This is a genomic window from Nitratireductor mangrovi (assembly GCF_007922615.2).
GTDB lineage: Bacteria > Pseudomonadota > Alphaproteobacteria > Rhizobiales > Rhizobiaceae > Mangrovimarina > Mangrovimarina mangrovi.
Genome location: NZ_CP042301.2, coordinates 202,419 through 218,411 on the forward strand (window position 1 = coordinate 202,419; position 15,993 = coordinate 218,411).

The 15,993-nt window shown below is 62.4% G+C and carries 14 protein-coding genes; 5 read left to right on the top strand and 9 right to left on the bottom strand.

Annotated elements, in window-relative coordinates:
* Positions 1-9: 9 nt before the first annotated feature.
* Positions 10-1,359, top strand: a complete 1,350-nt coding sequence (locus FQ775_RS00925; RefSeq protein ID WP_146299048.1) for an aminotransferase class III-fold pyridoxal phosphate-dependent enzyme — start codon at positions 10-12, stop codon at positions 1,357-1,359.
* A gap of 150 nt (positions 1,360-1,509) precedes the next feature.
* On the opposite strand, the gene FQ775_RS00930 is transcribed toward FQ775_RS00925, so the two are convergent.
* From FQ775_RS00930 to FQ775_RS00950, 5 genes are all read right to left on the bottom strand, one after another.
* Positions 1,510-2,565 (bottom strand): ABC transporter permease, encoded by a 1,056-nt coding sequence (locus FQ775_RS00930; protein WP_146299049.1) that lies wholly within the window; start codon positions 2,563-2,565, stop codon positions 1,510-1,512.
* A 12-nt stretch (positions 2,566-2,577) separates the two neighbouring features.
* Positions 2,578-4,071 (bottom strand): sugar ABC transporter ATP-binding protein, encoded by a 1,494-nt coding sequence (locus tag FQ775_RS00935; RefSeq protein WP_146299050.1) that lies wholly within the window; start codon positions 4,069-4,071, stop codon positions 2,578-2,580.
* Positions 4,072-4,194: 123 nt separating this feature from the next.
* Positions 4,195-5,142, bottom strand: a complete 948-nt coding sequence (locus FQ775_RS00940) for a sugar-binding protein (protein ID WP_146299051.1) — start codon at positions 5,140-5,142, stop codon at positions 4,195-4,197.
* A 307-nt stretch (positions 5,143-5,449) separates the two neighbouring features.
* Positions 5,450-6,442: a substrate-binding domain-containing protein gene (locus FQ775_RS00945; RefSeq protein ID WP_146299052.1), complete on the bottom strand. Its 993-nt coding sequence runs from the start codon at positions 6,440-6,442 to the stop codon at positions 5,450-5,452.
* Between the two features lie 41 nt (positions 6,443-6,483).
* Entirely contained in the window at positions 6,484-7,464 is a 981-nt protein-coding gene (locus FQ775_RS00950; RefSeq protein WP_146299053.1) for an NAD-dependent epimerase/dehydratase family protein, read from the bottom strand.
* A 96-nt stretch (positions 7,465-7,560) separates the two neighbouring features.
* Between FQ775_RS00950 and FQ775_RS00955 the strand changes: the two genes are divergently transcribed.
* From FQ775_RS00955 to FQ775_RS00965, 3 genes are all read left to right on the top strand, one after another.
* Positions 7,561-8,307, top strand: a complete 747-nt coding sequence (locus FQ775_RS00955; RefSeq protein WP_146299054.1) for an ATP-binding cassette domain-containing protein — start codon at positions 7,561-7,563, stop codon at positions 8,305-8,307.
* Between the two features lie 10 nt (positions 8,308-8,317).
* On the top strand, positions 8,318-9,316 hold the full coding sequence (locus FQ775_RS00960; RefSeq protein ID WP_146299055.1) for an ABC transporter permease: 999 nt from the start codon (positions 8,318-8,320) through the stop codon (positions 9,314-9,316).
* Between the two features lie 151 nt (positions 9,317-9,467).
* Positions 9,468-10,502, top strand: coding sequence for a LacI family DNA-binding transcriptional regulator (locus tag FQ775_RS00965; protein WP_246730237.1), 1,035 nt, complete (start codon positions 9,468-9,470; stop codon positions 10,500-10,502).
* A gap of 30 nt (positions 10,503-10,532) precedes the next feature.
* On the opposite strand, the gene hpaH is transcribed toward FQ775_RS00965, so the two are convergent.
* The 4 genes from hpaH to hpaE all read right to left on the bottom strand — a co-directional run bounded on the left by hpaH (position 10,533) and on the right by hpaE (position 14,940).
* Positions 10,533-11,339, bottom strand: a complete 807-nt coding sequence (gene hpaH, locus FQ775_RS00970; protein ID WP_146299056.1) for a 2-oxo-hept-4-ene-1,7-dioate hydratase — start codon at positions 11,337-11,339, stop codon at positions 10,533-10,535.
* Positions 11,339-12,199: a fumarylacetoacetate hydrolase family protein gene (locus FQ775_RS00975; RefSeq protein WP_146299057.1), complete on the bottom strand. Its 861-nt coding sequence runs from the start codon at positions 12,197-12,199 to the stop codon at positions 11,339-11,341. The genes hpaH and FQ775_RS00975 overlap by 1 nt, the downstream gene beginning before the upstream one ends.
* A gap of 154 nt (positions 12,200-12,353) precedes the next feature.
* The gene (gene hpaD / locus FQ775_RS00980; protein WP_146299058.1) at positions 12,354-13,334 is read right to left on the bottom strand and encodes a 3,4-dihydroxyphenylacetate 2,3-dioxygenase; all 981 of its coding nucleotides are present in this window, start codon (positions 13,332-13,334) and stop codon (positions 12,354-12,356) included.
* An 88-nt stretch (positions 13,335-13,422) separates the two neighbouring features.
* Positions 13,423-14,940, bottom strand: coding sequence for a 5-carboxymethyl-2-hydroxymuconate semialdehyde dehydrogenase (gene hpaE, locus FQ775_RS00985; protein WP_146299059.1), 1,518 nt, complete (start codon positions 14,938-14,940; stop codon positions 13,423-13,425).
* A gap of 387 nt (positions 14,941-15,327) precedes the next feature.
* Between hpaE and hpaR the strand changes: the two genes are divergently transcribed.
* On the top strand, positions 15,328-15,900 hold the full coding sequence (hpaR, locus tag FQ775_RS00990; protein ID WP_146299060.1) for a homoprotocatechuate degradation operon regulator HpaR: 573 nt from the start codon (positions 15,328-15,330) through the stop codon (positions 15,898-15,900).
* Positions 15,901-15,993 lie beyond the last annotated feature (93 nt).

A 15,993-nucleotide genomic window follows, 5' to 3' on the forward strand; every position in this document is an offset into this window, starting at 1 on the left:
GGAGCAGAGATGCGCGACACCAACTTCCTCGTCGAAAACAATGCCAGGCGGATTTGGCACCCGATGGCGCATCCGGCCGAGTTGCACGACGACCCGCCGCGGGTGGTGATGAAGGGCGAGGGTGCCTACGTGACCGATCTTGAGGGCCGCACCGTGCTCGACGCTGTCGGGGGCCTTTGGAACGTCAATCTCGGCTATAGTTGCGATCCGATAAAGAAGGCCATCGCCGATCAACTCGATGCGCTACCCTACTATTCCGGCTTCCGGGGAACCTCGACGGGCCCGTCGATCGAACTGGCCTGGGAACTGACCGAGTGGTTTTCGCACGAAGGCATGGTCCGCGCCTTCTTCACCTCGGGCGGGTCGGATTCCGTCGAGACGGCACTGAGGCTGGCGCGCCAGTACTGGAAAATCAGGGGGCAGGCAGACCGAACCAAGTTCCTGGCCTTGAAGAAAGGTTATCACGGCACGCATTTCGGCGGTGCGTCAGTCAACGGCAACGCCAATTTCCGCCGCAATTACGAACCCTTGCTGCCCGGCGTCTTCCATATCCCGGCGCCTAACGCCTACAGGAACCCGTTCGACGAGCCGGATCCGGAGAGACTCGCGACGCTGTGCGTGAAGGCTCTCGAGGACGAGATCACCTTCCAGGGCGCCGACACGATCGCGGCCTTCATCATGGAGCCGGTACTCGGCGCCGGCGGCGTGATCGTTCCCCATGAAAGCTTCATGCCGCGTGTGCGCGAGATCTGCGACCGGCACGAGATACTCCTGATCGCCGACGAAGTGGTGACCGGTTTCGGTCGCACCGGATCATGGTCAGGGTCGCGTGGTGTTGGCGTCAGACCCGACATGATGACCATCGCCAAGGCCATCACATCCGGCTACTTTCCGCTGGGCGCGACCATGATCGGCGAGCGCATGGCGGAGGCCTTCGAGGCCGACAGGACAAGCTTCGGCGCGATCGGTCACGGTTACACCTATTCCGGCCATCCCGTCGGCTGTGCGGCCGGCATCGCCGCACTTGCCGAGACGAAGAGGCTCAGGCTCGACGAAAACGCCTCGGCACGCGGTAGGGAATTGGCTTCGTTGCTGGAGGACCTGAAGGCCAGGCACGATGTTGTCGGTGACGTGCGCTACAAGGGGTTGATGGCGGCGGTCGAACTGGTTTCGGACCGCACGACCAAGAAAGCCGCCGACAAGGCGCTGATGAAGGTTGTCGCAGACGCGGCCTACGATGCCGGAGTGATGTTGCGTGTTTCCGGATCAAACATCATCCTCTCGCCGCCGCTCATTCTGACGACCGAGCAGGTGCGGGAACTCGCCGACGGGCTCGGCGCAGGCCTCGCAGCGGCCTGATGAAGCGATCCTGTCGGGCTCTGTTCTGACGGCTTGACGGGATTGCGCCCAGGCACGACACTTCCCCCAAGAGGTTGAAATGGCCTCGCGCAGCCGCCTTTCTCAACAACCGGTCAAGATCTTCGGGCTTACAGGCAGGCTGCTTTGACGTCAGGGAAAAGCGTTCGCGTCCTTTTCGCTTTTGGCAGAGCGTTGGACCGCCATCCCAGCCGCCGACGCATGTTGTTGCGCTGATGCCGCCGCCATGCTTGCGGCCTGGCGCCTGCGTTCCCGGTAGCGCGAGAACTGATTGTCGGCCAGCACGCCGATCAGGATGACACTGCCCATCACCGCAAAATTCAGTGATGAGGGAATGCCGAGAAGGTTGACCAGGTTCTGCAGCACCTGGAGCAGGATAACGCCGAGCACGACACCGACGATCGAACCCTCGCCTCCGCGCAGCGAGAAGCCGCCGAGCACTGCGGCGGCGATGGCATAGAGTTCGTAGAAATTGCCGTGCGAGGCGGGATGAATGGAGCGCGTGTACATGGCAAAGAAGACGGCGGAGATGCCCGTCAGCACGAGGCAGATCACATAGGCGGCGATGATCGTCCGTGTCGTGTTGATGCCCGCGAAGCGCGCGGCCTCCTCGTTCTTGCCGACCGCGAACAGGTGGCGCCCGAACACCGTCCGGTGCAACGCGTACCAGGCGACCGCCGCAATAATGGTGAAGGCGATGATGGAGTGCGGCACGCCGCCGGTGCGGCCCGATACCACCCATTCGAGCATGGGAAAGCTGTCGCCAAAGGAGAAGCCGGCCGTGCCGTCCGCAGTATAGAAACGCGCGATGCCGCGATAGATCAGGAGCCCGCACAGCGTCACGACAAAGGGCTGGAGGCGCATGCGCGTGACGAGCCAGCCGTGGACGGCACCGAGGATGCCGCCAATCACGAGCACGATCAGGAAGGCGATTGGCCACGGCACCCCCTGGTTGACGATCAGGTCGATGAAAATGACGCCGAGCAAGGCGATGACGGAACCGACCGACAACTCGATACCGGCTGTCACGATGACGAAGGCCTCGGCGACCGAGAATAGGCCGAATAGCCCGATCAGGTTCGCCGTGTTGGCCAGGTTGATCGGCGACAGGAAGCGTGGATTGATGAAGGCGACGACACTGCCGACGATCAAGATCAGCACCGCAAGGCCAAGGTCCTTCTTGTGCATGGCTTCCCCGTCCTACCCGACAGCCAGATTGAGGATGGCTAGTTCCGTCAATTCATCCGCTTCGAGGATACCCGTGATCTCACCGCGGCGCATCACCGCAACGCGGCTGGCAACGCCGATCAGTTCCTCCATGTCGCTCGAGATCATCAGGATGCCGACGCCCCGGTCCGCGAGCGCTCGCAGCAGGCGGTAGACTTCCGCCTTGGCGCCGACGTCGATCCCCCTCGTCGGCTCGTCGATGATGAGGAGCCGCGGCTCAAGCGCCAGCCACTTGGCCAGCACTACCTTCTGCTGGTTGCCGCCGGAGAGTTCGGCAGCGGGATTGCGAACGGACGCGGCGCGAATACCGAAGCGTTCGCGCGAGGCTTCCGCGAGCTCGACCTCGCGCGAACGGACGACGGTGCCGCCGCTCGAGAGGTTCGGCAGACTGGGGAGCGCGATGTTCTCGGCGATCGAAAAATCGAGATGCAGGCCCTGACCCTTGCGATCTTCCGGTACGAGGCAGATGCCCGCTTTGATGGCCGCAGCGACCGAGTGGGAGGGCAGGGGGCGGCCATCGAGATGGATGGCTCCGCCTACAACCGGGTCGATGCCGAAGATGGCGCGTGCCAGTTCGGTGCGCCCGGCTCCGACGAGGCCGGCAAGGCCCAGAATTTCGCCCTTGTGTACGGTGATGCTGGCCCGCGCGTTGGGAAAGGTCAGCGTGGCCAGATTCCCTATTTCGAGGACCGGCTCGCGAAGCGCGCGCGTCGGCTTGTCATAGAACTGGTTGAGGTCACGGCCGATCATCATGCCGATCATGCGGTCTCGGTTGATGTCGGAGGCGGCCAGTTCACCGGCATTCCTGCCGTCTCGAAGGACGCTGACGCGATCGGCGACAGCCTCGATTTCGTTGAGGCGATGGCTGATGAAAAGCACCGCCACGCCGCGCTCACGGAGTTCACGCATGACCCCGAGCAATCGTTGAGTTTCGGAAAGCGTGAGGCTCGAGGTCGGTTCGTCCATGATCACAAGCCGCGCGTCAATGGAGAGCGCGCGCGCAATCTCGAGCAGTTGCTGCTCAGCCAGCGAGAGCCCGGAGACAGGGTCGTCCGGTCCGAATGGCGCCGCCAGCATGTCGAGGATGGGCCGCACGGCCCGTGCCATGGCGCGACGATCGAGTGAGCCCAGCGGGCCCCGTGTGATCTCACGACCGAGCAGGATGTTTCCTGCAACGTCAAGATTGGTGAACGGGTTGAGTTCCTGATGGACGAAAGCGATGCCGCGGGCGGTCGCCTCGGCGGGCGTGAGGCTGGCGACGCCTTGCCCGTCGATCTCGATCCGGCCTCGGTCGGGCGCGATGCTGCCGCCGAGAACCTTCATCAGCGTTGACTTGCCGGCTCCGTTCTCGCCGATCAGGCCGACGATTTCACCGGCCGAAATGATCAGGTCGACGTCGTCGAGTGCGACGACGCCGGGATAAACCTTGGTAATGCCGGATAGGCTGATGGTGAAACCGGATTTCATCGACGCTGCCTGTCGGGCCACGAATTTGCGCCTGCATGGCACCTGCCGCGGGCAATGCCACCAGCTCTGCGCGGACGCGCCAGCGACGCGCCCGCGCAGTTCAGGGCAGGTCCCGGGAGGTACCTACCCGCCTATCCGTTCGCGCAACTCGGCTTCGAAAGCGTCGACGTTCGACTGATCGATGACCTTGGTTGGCACGATGATCAGCCCGTCTTCGGGAATGCCGGACTTGTCGCCTTCCAGGAAGGCGGCCATCAGCTTCATGCCCTGGTATCCCCACTGATAGGGATCCTGAACGACCGTACCGGCGAAGTTGCCGGCCCGCACCGCGCCGAGCGTCACCGGATCTTCGTCGAAGGCAATCACCGTGATCTCGTTGAGACGTCCGGCAGCCTGGAGCGCCTCATAGATCTTCGGGGGATTGTAGGAATAGAAGCCGACCATGCAGTCAACTTCCGGATTGGCGACGAGCACGTCGTCGACATTGGCACGCGCCCGCGCGAAGTCGACATCGTCACCACGAACATCGACCAGTTCGATCCCGTGACCCTCAACCGCCTGACGGAAGCCGGCGATCCGCTCGACGGCGTTGTCGGCTCCAAGAAAGCCCACGAAGCCCATGCAAGTGCCGCCATTCGGCAAGGCCTTTACCGCGATTTCGCCGGCCTGGATGCCGGCGGCCGTGTTGGACGAGCCAAGATAAGCGATTCGGTCGCTGTCCGGCGCGTCGCTGTCGGTGGTGAACAGCGGCACGCGGGCGGCGATCCGGTTGAAAGCGTCGATCGACGTCTTCGGATCAACCGAAGAAATCATGATCGCGTCGGTGCCCGCGGCCACGAGGTCATCCATCAGCGCATTCTGCAGCGCGGCCGTTCCCTGCGCCGGATAGCGGAACTGCAGTTCGTAGCCGGGAAGCTCCGGCTCGGCCGCCTTGACGCCGGCTTCGGCCAGTTTCCAGAAGTCGGATGCCGCGTTGACGACGAATGCGAGCTGGGGTTTTTCCTGCGCGTGCGCGGTTCCGCACAGCGTGGCCGCGAGTGCCGCGACACTGACAATAAGCCTGAGTTTCATCGTTCCTCCCTTCGTCTTCTTAGTTGATTGTTCGATTGGTGGACGCCAATCAGCGTCAGTTGATTATTAATATAAATTAGCATCGTTATCAACGAAGAAAACACCGGCATTGAGAAGGAGGAGCGCGGCCGCGCAAAGGGGAGCGTCGGCCTATCGTGCTTTTCCCGCTCGTGTTTTTGCTCGCCATCGGACTGAGGTCAGCCCTCGGCTTTTTCGCTCTCGAAGATCGCGTCGATCATGCGCATGGCGACGCGTCCAAAAGAAGCCGGGCCGCGTACGGCCCGGCTCTCCTTTGATCTTGGATCGATCAATTGTCGGCGCAGAAGCCGGGATCGTCCTGATTGCACACGTCAAGGCCGGTGTAGAGCGGGTCTTCAACGCTTTCGCCGTTGATGAGCTGGATCATGACGTCCGGTGCGCGGTGCCCCATTTCGAAGGGCCGCTGGCCGATCTGCGCGTGGCTGCGACCGTCACGGAACGCCTGGGTTTGCGGCGGCAGCGTATCGCCGGCGACGATGATCAGGTCCTTTGATTTCAGCTTGTCCATCACCTGGTCCGTCACCTGGGCGTACGCCTGCGGTGCAAACTGCGCCCAGCCGCCGATCAGGATGAAGGCATCGAGATCGGGATTGGCGGTGAAGGTGTCCGCCATCTGCTGATTGGCGAGGTCGGCCTGATCGTTGGTGAAGACCGGGCAGCCGTCGATTTCTGTCCACCCGTTCTGCCCCGTCAGCCGCTCGACGTCCTTCTCGCCGGCGATGGTGTCGCGATAGCCCTGCGCACGGGCGTTGATGTTGTCGGCCGCCACATTGCCGAGCTGAAGGCAGACCGTGCCGCCGTCAGGCTTCAGTTTCATCGACTCCTCGGCCATCTTCACGCCCATCAGGTAATTGTCGGTGCCGAGATAGGTCGCGCGGATGTCGCGGTCTTCTGCCAGGAAATCGGCGTCGATGGTCATCACCGGCACCTGCGGATTGATCTGGCGGACCCGATTGGCCATCGCCGGCGCATTCGACGGCGAAATGGCAATGGCGGCCACGCCGCGGGTCAGGAGATCGTCGACGATTTGCACCTCGCCGGCTTCGTCGGCTGAGGAGGCCGGGCCGGTATAAAGGCACTCATATTTGCTGTCGGCATTTTCCGACATCCATTTCTGGCAGCCGAGATTGATCTGCTCGAAAAACGGATTGTCGAGGCCCTTGACCACGATCGCCAGCGTTTCCTTGTCCTGGGCCTGGGCGGCGCCGGCTATCATTGCGAACACCGCTGCTGCAGAGGCCAGATTCCTGATGTCTTTCATAACTTTTCCTCCCTTGGGTTGTTGTCGCGACACCCGCACCGTCAGCCCGGGTACCAGATCTGTCGTGGGTCGTTTTGCGCCCGCACGTAGTTCCACGCATCCTCGATCAGCGGCCCCAGTTCATAAACGGGGCGCCAGCCGAGCCACAGCCGTGCCTTGGCGTTGTCGAGCCAGTTGCTGAAGAAGCGCGTGGGGATCTCGATCGCCGAATACCCGCGCGTGTCTTTCAGGTATTCGGCCACACGGCCATAATCGACAGGTTCGTCCATTGAGATGTTGAACAGTTCGCCATTGGTTGCCGGGTTGTCGATAGCGGCCATGATGGCGCCCACGACGTCCGATACGTGGACGAAATTTCGTTTCAGCGGCGTCCCGCGCTCGTCCAGCATGAGGGGGACCACCTGCTGCCCGGACAGCCGCGCAACCTCCGCCTGAGGCAGCAGTTCTCCCCACGGTGGCCCGCCGAACTGCTCTTCGCCGAAGCTCAGCGCGTAACGGAAATCGTCCTTTTCCATGATCCATGGCGCACGCAGACAGCAGGCGTTGATGCCGTACTGGATCTGGTACTGCTCCAGCATCACTTCTTCGATGACCTTGGTGAGGGCGTAGCAGCCGGGGTAGGCGCGTCGCGGCGAGGTCTCCGTCACCGGCGTGTCGTAGCGATGGAAGATGTGTCCGACCGAGCAGTCGCCACCGATGAGGATGAACTGTTTCGCGGAAGGTGACGCGCGGAACGCCTCAAGCAGATGGAACATGCCCTTCACCGCGACGTCGATCACGAGGTCGGGCGATTCCTTGACTGCGGCCATGTGCACGACATGACTGACCCCGGTCATGGCCTTCACCACGGTGGCGCGTTCCGACAGCGACCCTTTGATCACCGTGAGGCGGTCATGCGGAGGCAGATCGCGATTGTGGCAAATGGCAACCACTTCGGCGCCGGCGAAACGCCCGCTCGCCAGGAAGGCCGGCAGGAAGTGGCTGCCAACCTTTCCGGTTGCTCCGGTAATAAGCAGCTTCATTTCTCCTCCTTTTCTGATAATATTTACTAATAATCAGCCGTCAACTATTTCTTAAGGGGCGATCGCAAAGCGCGTAAGCTGGAGTGGGGAGGAAGCATGGTGGCGCAACGCCTGACATTGACCGGCATCAGCAAGCACTTCGGAGCGATACGTGCGCTCGACGACGTGTCGCTGTCCGTCGGAGAGGGTAAGGTCTTGGGCCTGATGGGTGACAACGGCGCCGGCAAATCGACGCTGGTCAAGATCATCGCCGGCAATTTCAGGCCGTCAGCCGGCAAGATCGAGCTTGACGGCGAGCCTTGCGATTTCAGCCATCCCAAGGACGCACAGCGCTCGGGTATCGAGATCGTCTATCAGGACCTGGCGCTGTGCGACAATCTCAGCGCTGCTTCGAACGTCTTCCTCGGACGCGAACTGCGACGACAGCTGGGACCGTTGCGAATCATCGACTACAGGGCGATGCATACCCGCGCCGGCGAATTGTTCACCCAGCTCAAGTCGGAGACGCGCCCGCGTGACCTGGTGCGCCGGATGTCCGGTGGCCAGCGCCAGGCCGTGGCCATCGCCCGGACGCTCCTTTCCGATGCCAAGGTCGTGCTCATGGACGAGCCGACCGCAGCCATTTCGGTACGCCAGGTGGCGGAGGTGCTGGACCTTATCCGCCGCCTGCGCGACCGCGGCATCTCGGTCATCCTGATCAGTCATCGTATGCCCGACGTGTTCGCCGTATCCGACCGGATCGCCGTGCTGAGGCGGGGCGAACTGGTAGCGCACAAGGACACGGCGGACAGTTCGCCCGAGGAAGTAACCGGACTTATCACTGGCGCAATACAGGCGGCGTAGGGAGGCACGGATGACAACGACGCTAGAACAGGCCATCGGTCAGAGCCAGCACCGCTCCCTGCTGTCGCGAGTGATGAGCCTTCAGGTCTTCTGGATATTTTTCGCGGCTGTTCTGGCCTGCGTCACCCTCTCGCTGATCACCGACACCTTCGCGACCGAGCGCAACCTCTTCAACGTCACCCGGAACTTCGCCTTCGTCGCCATCATCGCGATCGGAATGACCACGGTGATCGCGTCGGGCGGCATAGACCTTTCGGTCGGTGCGTCGGTCGTTCTGTCGGCCGTTGTGATAGGCGCCACCATGGAGGCCGGCTATCCGATCTGGGCGGCGGCTATGTTCGCCATAGGCGCGGCGTTGCTGGTTGGGCTGGTCAACGGGGTGCTGATCGCCTTCGTCGGCATGCCGCCATTCGTCGTGACGCTAGGCATGCTTTCCTTCGCGCGGTCGATGGCACTGGTGCTGTCCAACAACAAGATGATCTACCAGTTCGGACCGGATCACGAGCTACTCCTGTGGCTCGGCGGCGGCTCGACATTCGGCATTCCGCACCCGCTGATCGCGCTCGTCATCCTGGCGGTCATCATGGGGTTTGTGTTCAAATGGACGCGGTGGGGGCAGCATGTCTTCGCCATTGGCGGCAACGAGAATGCCGCGATCCTGACCGGCATCCCGGTCCGCACAATGAAGGTCTCCGTCTACGTGTTCTCGGCCTTCACGGCGGGCGTGACCGGCATCCTTATGGTCGGCTGGCTCGGCAGCGTCACCACCAACCTCGGCACTGCCATGGAACTGACGGTGATCGCGGCCGCGGTCATCGGAGGGGCCAATCTGGCCGGCGGCGAGGGCACCGTCTTCGGTGCGGTCGTCGGCGCATTGCTGATCGAGGTCATCCGCAACTCGCTGATCCTGCTCGGCATATCGACCTTCTGGCAGGGCGCCTTCATCGGCTGCTTTATCGTGATCGCAGTGGCATTTGACCGCATTCGCAGATTGCGCGGGCAGGACTAGGAGATGGCTTTGAAACCCGATATCTGCTCGACGTCAGCCATCGAACCGATGGCGGCTTTTCACCGTGGTGCCAAGCTTTTTGCGCTTCGGCAGGGCTTTCGGATAGCAGTGCGTCGGACTTGAAGGCAGGAATCGGGAGACTGGGGCAGGCGTGGATACCGAAACCAAAGGAAGGCACGGAGGCAACCGCCTGAAGCCCACCATGATGGATGTCGCGTCCAGGGCGGGCGTGTCGCAGGCGACCGTTTCCCTCGTCTTGAACGACAGTCCCGGTGTCCGCCTGAGCGACGCCACCCGCGAACGCGTGCGCCAGGCGGCAGAGGAGCTGGGCTACAAGTTGGTGCGTCGCGGCCAGCGGCGCGCTCCCGCCGACCAGAACCTCATCGCGTTCATCGCCGACGAGATGGCCACCGATCCCTGGATGTCGATCGCCTTCGACGGCGCCCGCGAAAAGGCGCTCGAATACGGTCTGACCGTTTGCCTGACCGTGACGCGCGGTGATCCGGATGCGGAGGCAATGATCCTCAGCCAGATGGGACAGCAATTGCTGGGCATCATTTATGGAACAACACTGACCCGGCGCGCGGAGCCGTCGCCCGCCCTGTTCAAGCATCGCACCGTGCTGCTGAATTGTTATGATGGCAAGCGCAAGCTGCCTTCCGTGTTGCCGGGTGAACTGGTTGGAGGGCGGGTTGCGACGGAGCGGCTGATCCAGGCCGGCAGGAAGCGCGTGGCCCTCATCAACGGTCAGGAGGGCCTCGACGCCAGCCGGGACAGACTCAAGGGGTACCGCCAGGCGCTTGCCAGCAACGATATTTCGTTTGATCCGGCCTTGGTTCGCCCAGGCAACTGGGAGCCCTCGTCCGGCTACGAGATGACGCAATTGCTGATGGCGCTGGACAGCCCGCCGGATGGTATTTTCTGCGCCAACGACATGATGGCAGTCGGCTGCTTCGACGCGTTGCGGGAACTCGGCCTGAAGGTGCCGGATGATGTTTCCGTTGTTGGCTTCGACGACCGCGAGATCGCGCAGTTCACGCGGCCGCCGCTGACAACGCTGCTGCTGCCTCATTATGAAATGGGTGAGATCGCAGCCGAACTGCTGATCGATGCGGCCGGCGGGTTAAAGGGCGGGCCGACACAGATCAAGGTGGAATGCACGCTGGTGGAGCGTGATTCCGTCTAAGCTCTGCCGCGGGACAGGCGCCTCGGCCTCTCACGCGAAAAACAGGCTGACCGAGCCGCACGGCCCGAAGTCCGCGTGGATCGTGCTGCCGTGGGAGGCCTCGATTGGTCGGATGAAAGAGCCGGCAAGCACGATCTGGCCCGCTTCGATCCCAGCATCGCCATACTGCGACAGGCGGTTGGCGAGCCAGGCGATGCCTCGCGCCGGGTGGTTCAACACCCCCGCGCCAAGGCCGGTTTCCTCAACTTCGCCATTGCGGGAAACGATAGCGCCCATCCAGCGCAGGTCGATGTCGTCCGGCTTCATCGCACGGCCGCCCCAGGCGATCCCTGCATTGGCGGCATTGTCGGCGATGGTATCGACGATTGTTCGCGCCGCCTTCGTCTCGGGATCGACGCGCATGACGCGTGTGTCGAGAATTTCCAACGCCGGAACGACATAGTCGGTGGCGTTCAGGACGTCGAACACGGTAACCCCCGGACCGCGCAGGGGCGCTTTCATCACGAAAGCTACTTCCGCCTCGATACGCGGCTGGATGAAGCGGTCGGCCGGAACTGTCGACCCGTCTTCGAAGATCATGTCGTCGAGCAACACCCCGGAATCGGGAATGTCGATATTCAGCGCATACTGCATGGCCTTTGAGGTCAGGCCGATCTTCCAGCCGATCGCCTTGCGTCCGGAATTGAGTTTGGCCTCGACGAACGCCGCCTGCACGGCGTAGGCGTCGTCCATCGTCATGCCTGGATGTTTGAGGGACAACAGGCCGATCTGGGTCCGGTTTTCCTCCGCCCGAACCAGCGCTTGGGCGGCATCGCAGATCATCTGGCTGTCCAGCATCAGACTACCTCGTCGGCGACTGTGTTGCGGAGCAGTCCGATTCCTTCGGCCTCGACCTCGATGACGTCACCGGGCTTGAGCCAGATCGGCGGATCGAAGCGGGCGCCGGCACCGGTTGGTGTACCTGTGATGATGATGTCCCCCGGTACCAGCGTGGTGAAAGTGGAGATGTAGGCGATCTGCCGTGCGACGGGGAAGAGCATGCGTCCCGTCCGATCCTGCTGACGCAAGTTGCCGTTCACTCTTGTGGTCAGGCCGATGTCGACGATCTGCGCGGGATCGACATAGGGCACAAGCCAGGGACCGATGGCGCCGGACGAATCCCAGTTCTTGCCCTGTGTAACATTGAACTTGGCGTGACGTACCCAGTCGCGGATGGTGCCTTCGTTGCAAAGGCTCAGTGCTGTGATGTGCGACAGCGCCTCCGGCTCGGGGATGCGGCGGCCGCCCTTGCCGATGACGATGGCCATCTCGCCCTCATAGTCGAGTTGCTGGCTTTCGGGCGGTCGGATCAGCGGCGTCTGGTGGCCGGTGAAGCTGCGTGGGAAGCGAGGGAAAAGCGACATGTTGGGTGGTGCTTCCTGCCCGTCCCTGTACTCGGCATTGCGGTCTGGAAAATTGACGCCGACGCAGACGATCTTCTCGGGGTCCGGGATCGGAATATTCCAGACGAAGCTGCCGTCGTCATGCGTGGCCGCGCGACCCGCCGCACGCTCGAGAAGCGTTTCGACCGCGCCTGCCTCGATCACATTGCGCAGGGTTTTCCATTGTGGGAATTCCGGCGACAGCGCGAGGACGCCTCCCGGCACCGTGACGCCCCACAATTGCTCGTTGCCGGCTGTGAACGTGGCCAGGTTCATTGGATACCCCACCTCCCGCGGCCGACTCTCCTCACCACCCCGCACCGGGTAGCGCTCGAGCTTTGGGCGTCGGTTTCGACCCGGCGGTAGCCGAGAGGTGCGGCCTGCCCAGGAAGCGTCAGATCGTCGTGCGTCATAACGGGCTCTCCACCGTTCACGGTGCCACGATCGGCTGGGCTTTCAGATCGGCTTCGCGTACAGGCGTGCCGGCGAAGACGCTGCCTTCCTCGAACCACGACCGCGGCGCCGGCGCCCCCCAGAGCGTCTGGCGCTGTGGATCCTTCAGATCCCATTTGATGGGCGGGAGGTCGGGATCGACGGTCAGGTAGTCCGAGCAATAGATCTCGATGCGATGACCGTCGGGGTCGCGGATGTAGAGAAAAAAGGCGTTGGAGATGCCGTGCCGCCCGGGTCCGCGCTCGATGTTCGACAGCCATCCGGTGGTGGACATGAGGTCCAGCAGGTCGATGATGGCGAGCGGATTGGGCACCCAGAAGGCCGTGTGGTGCAGGCGCGGGCCGACGCCATTTGTGAAGGCCATGTCATGGACGCCGCCCTTGCGGTGCATCCATGCGGCCCAAAGGCGCTTGGTCTCCTCGTCCTCGGTATACTCGGTCACGCGGAAGCCGATTGAGTTGTAGAAGGCAACCGCTTCGTCGACATTGGGCGAGAAGCAGTTGAAGTGGTCGATGCGGAGCGGCCTGACGCCCCTGTAGAGGGCATATTTCTGGTGGATCGGTTCCAGGTGATCCATCCTCACATAGAACTCGATCGGAATGCCTTGGGGGTCGCGTGTCCGAAGCGTGCGTCCCTGCCAGGAGCGTTCGACCCATTCGACCTGCAGGCCCTGAGCCTGGAACCAGTCATGAGCCTTGTCGAGGTCAGGGTCGTCATAAAGCCTGAACCCCAGGACGCTGGCCGACGGCTGCTCCGCCTCGCACAGCACGATGCAATGATGGCCGCGCTCCTCCATGGCCCGCAGCGTGATGCGGTCGGCTTCCTCGTGCGTCACCTGAAGCCCAAGCACATCGACGTAGAAAGTGCGCGATTTGATTAGGTCCGTGACGAAGAGTTCGACATAGGCGAGGCGCACGATGTTGAAGGGCGGGTACAGATTCGGAGCCGGTACGGGCATTCTCTTCCTCCGATGGATCACGACAGCCCGCGATCAGGGCTTACATGATGCACAAGTTAACTGCCGTGCCTGGATCGAACGGCGCGGCTCATGCGCCCAGCTTGGGAATGCCGTGCGCTGTCGTGGCGAAGGCGATATTCTTCGTTTCCATGTAGAAGTCGAACGACCAGTCGCCGCCGTCCCGACCGATGCCGGAATTCTTCACGCCTCCGAAGGGAGTCGGCAGATGGCGCACGTTTTCCGAGTTCACCCAGGTCATCCCCGCCTCCAGTTGGTCCGTGAAGCGGAAGGCACGCGTGACGTCGGACGTCCACAGATAGCCGGTCAGGCCGTATCGAACGTCGTTGGCGAGTGTGAGGGCCTCGTCCTCGTCCTTGAAAGGAATGGCGGTCAGGACCGGACCGAAAATCTCCTCCTGTGCGATGCGCATGGCGTTGGTCGCGCGGGTGAACAAGGTGGGGGCTACGTAGCAGCCTCCGCCTGGGCCAGCCAGTTTCTCGCCGCCCGTAGCGACTTCCGCACCTTCCGATCTGCCGATCGCGATGTATTCAAGCACCTTGGCTTCGTGAATGGGATGGATGAGCGGACCAACGACCGTTTCCGGATCGAGTGGATGGCCGACTTTGATCCGTTTGGCCTTTTCGGCGACCATCGTCGTGAAGCGGTCGTAGACGCCTTCTTCCACCAGCAGTCGCGATGACGACGTGCAGCGCTCGCCGTTCAGCGAAAAGATCATGAAGACAGCGGCATCGGCCGCGCGATCCAGGTCGGCGTCGGCAAAAACGATCACCGGGTTCTTGCCGCCGAGTTCGAAATGCACACGCTTCAGTGTATCGGCACCCTGCTTCATGATCAGCGAACCGGTACGGCTCTCGCCCACGAAGCCGATCGCCTTGATGTCGGGGTGTTCCGTCAGCGCCTTGCCGGCGTCCTCGCCGAACCCGTTGACGAGATTCCACACCCCCTCTGGCAACCCGGCTTCCTTGGCGATCTCGATAAGTAGACGCGCGGTTAGGGGTGAAAATTCCGCCGGTTTGTGGACGATGGTGCAGCCCGCCGCGAGAGCAGGGGCGATCTTCCATGTCGACAGCATGAAAGGTGTATTCCAGGGCGTGATCACCCCGACCGGCCCTATTGGCACCCGGGTCGTCATATTGACCTGGCCAGGTGCGCGTAGCGTCTTGCCGTCACGGGCCTCGGGCGCCCGGTCGGCGAAGAAGCGGAAGTTCTCGGCGCCGCGCAATGCCGCCTTGGACATGAACCTTAGCGCCTGTCCGGTGTCCATGCATTCGACGAAGGCGATTTCTTCCGCGCGCGCCTCAATGGCGTCTGCTATCCGGTGAAGCAGCTTCTTGCGCTGTTCGCCGGGCATCGCCGCCCATGCGGAAAAAGCGGTCTTTGCCGCCTTTGCCGCTCGATTGATGTCTGCTGCCTTGCCATGCGCGATCCGGCCGAGGGGTTTCAGATCGACCGGCGAAACCGTTTCGAATGTCTCGCCATCCAGCGCCGGCACTGCTTCACCGCCGATCTGGTTGAGCACGTCCCGATCGCGGAACCGGTTGAGATATCCTGCTGCCTTGGCGATGTTTTCTTCCAGATCGGACATCTTCAACCTTGTCCTGTCCCTTGCACAGCCGTTGCTTGCATTGCGGTTTCAGTCCAATTCGACGTCTATTTCGCACATTGCCAGTGACGGGTGAAATGCCGGCTCACCTTTGATGTCATCTGAATCTCCTCTATCGCCGCGAATGGGCGCGGCCGCCTTGGCAAAGCCGACGGCAGGACGTTCGGGTAAGGCATGGCACCCTGGGCGGGTTCTGGTCGCCAAATATTTAACATGTTAATATAATAGTCGATCTTGAAGCTTTGTCGAGGGCTGGTGTGCGACACGGCACCTCGCGTTTGTGGAGAAAGATGGGGCATGGTCACGGAAACCGATTAACATGTGACCTGAAACCGTGCCATCCTGCGAATGCACCCCCGGAGACGATCCATGGACAAGGAAAGCGGGCCGGAAGGAGGTCAGGAAAAGAGGGTCGCGGCGAGAGCCGGATCGCGGGCGCGTTTGCGTGACTTCTCGCGATCACTACCGATGTCGCTCCTCAAGGCGCGCGAGGCGGTCATGCGCCACTTTCGTCCGGGCCTTCTGCGATTTGGCATCACGGAGCAGCAATGGCGCGTTCTGCGTGCGCTGACGACGGTGGAAAGCATTGAAGTGATGGCTCTCGCCGAGGCGACGTTCCTGCTGCCGCCATCGCTTTCGCGCATTCTGAAGGACTTGGACGAGCGCGGGCTCGTCAACCGTCGCACGTCGCAGGAAGACATGCGGCGCGGTATCATCTCCATCAGCGAGGAAGGTCGCCAGCTCATTGATCTGGCGGGGGCCCATTCGGAGGCCATCTACGCCGAAATTACACGCCGCTACGGCGCGGCGCAACTCGCGGCACTTCAGGCGATGTTGCGGGAGCTTGAGACGGTTCTCGCGGACCCGATCGGGATTGATGACCGGTCGTCAGCCGATGGAGAAGGGCAGGCGTCCACCAATGCCAAGCGCATGGGTGACTGACCCGAGCGCCGGCGAGCGGGCACAGCTTCTGGCTTTGCTAGGCAAGGTGGCCGAGGGCAACAATCGTCTGAGCCGCACATCTCATCGCCACCC

Excerpts from the sequence above, each read along its gene's own strand:
- FQ775_RS00925 (WP_146299048.1), top strand. The coding sequence starts at position 10 with ATGCGCGACACCAACTTCCTCGTCGAAAACAATGCCAGGCGGATTTGG.
- FQ775_RS00930 (WP_146299049.1), bottom strand. The coding sequence starts at position 2,565 with ATGCACAAGAAGGACCTTGGCCTTGCGGTGCTGATCTTGATCGTCGGC.
- FQ775_RS00935 (WP_146299050.1), bottom strand. The coding sequence starts at position 4,071 with ATGAAATCCGGTTTCACCATCAGCCTATCCGGCATTACCAAGGTTTAT.
- FQ775_RS00940 (WP_146299051.1), bottom strand. The coding sequence starts at position 5,142 with ATGAAACTCAGGCTTATTGTCAGTGTCGCGGCACTCGCGGCCACGCTG.
- FQ775_RS00945 (WP_146299052.1), bottom strand. The coding sequence starts at position 6,442 with ATGAAAGACATCAGGAATCTGGCCTCTGCAGCAGCGGTGTTCGCAATG.
- FQ775_RS00950 (WP_146299053.1), bottom strand. The coding sequence starts at position 7,464 with ATGAAGCTGCTTATTACCGGAGCAACCGGAAAGGTTGGCAGCCACTTC.
- FQ775_RS00955 (WP_146299054.1), top strand. The coding sequence starts at position 7,561 with ATGGTGGCGCAACGCCTGACATTGACCGGCATCAGCAAGCACTTCGGA.
- FQ775_RS00960 (WP_146299055.1), top strand. The coding sequence starts at position 8,318 with ATGACAACGACGCTAGAACAGGCCATCGGTCAGAGCCAGCACCGCTCC.
- hpaH (WP_146299056.1), bottom strand. The coding sequence starts at position 11,339 with ATGCTGGACAGCCAGATGATCTGCGATGCCGCCCAAGCGCTGGTTCGG.
- FQ775_RS00975 (WP_146299057.1), bottom strand. The coding sequence starts at position 12,199 with ATGAACCTGGCCACGTTCACAGCCGGCAACGAGCAATTGTGGGGCGTC.
- hpaD (WP_146299058.1), bottom strand. The coding sequence starts at position 13,334 with ATGCCCGTACCGGCTCCGAATCTGTACCCGCCCTTCAACATCGTGCGC.
- hpaE (WP_146299059.1), bottom strand. The coding sequence starts at position 14,940 with ATGTCCGATCTGGAAGAAAACATCGCCAAGGCAGCAGGATATCTCAAC.
- hpaR (WP_146299060.1), top strand. The coding sequence starts at position 15,328 with ATGGACAAGGAAAGCGGGCCGGAAGGAGGTCAGGAAAAGAGGGTCGCG.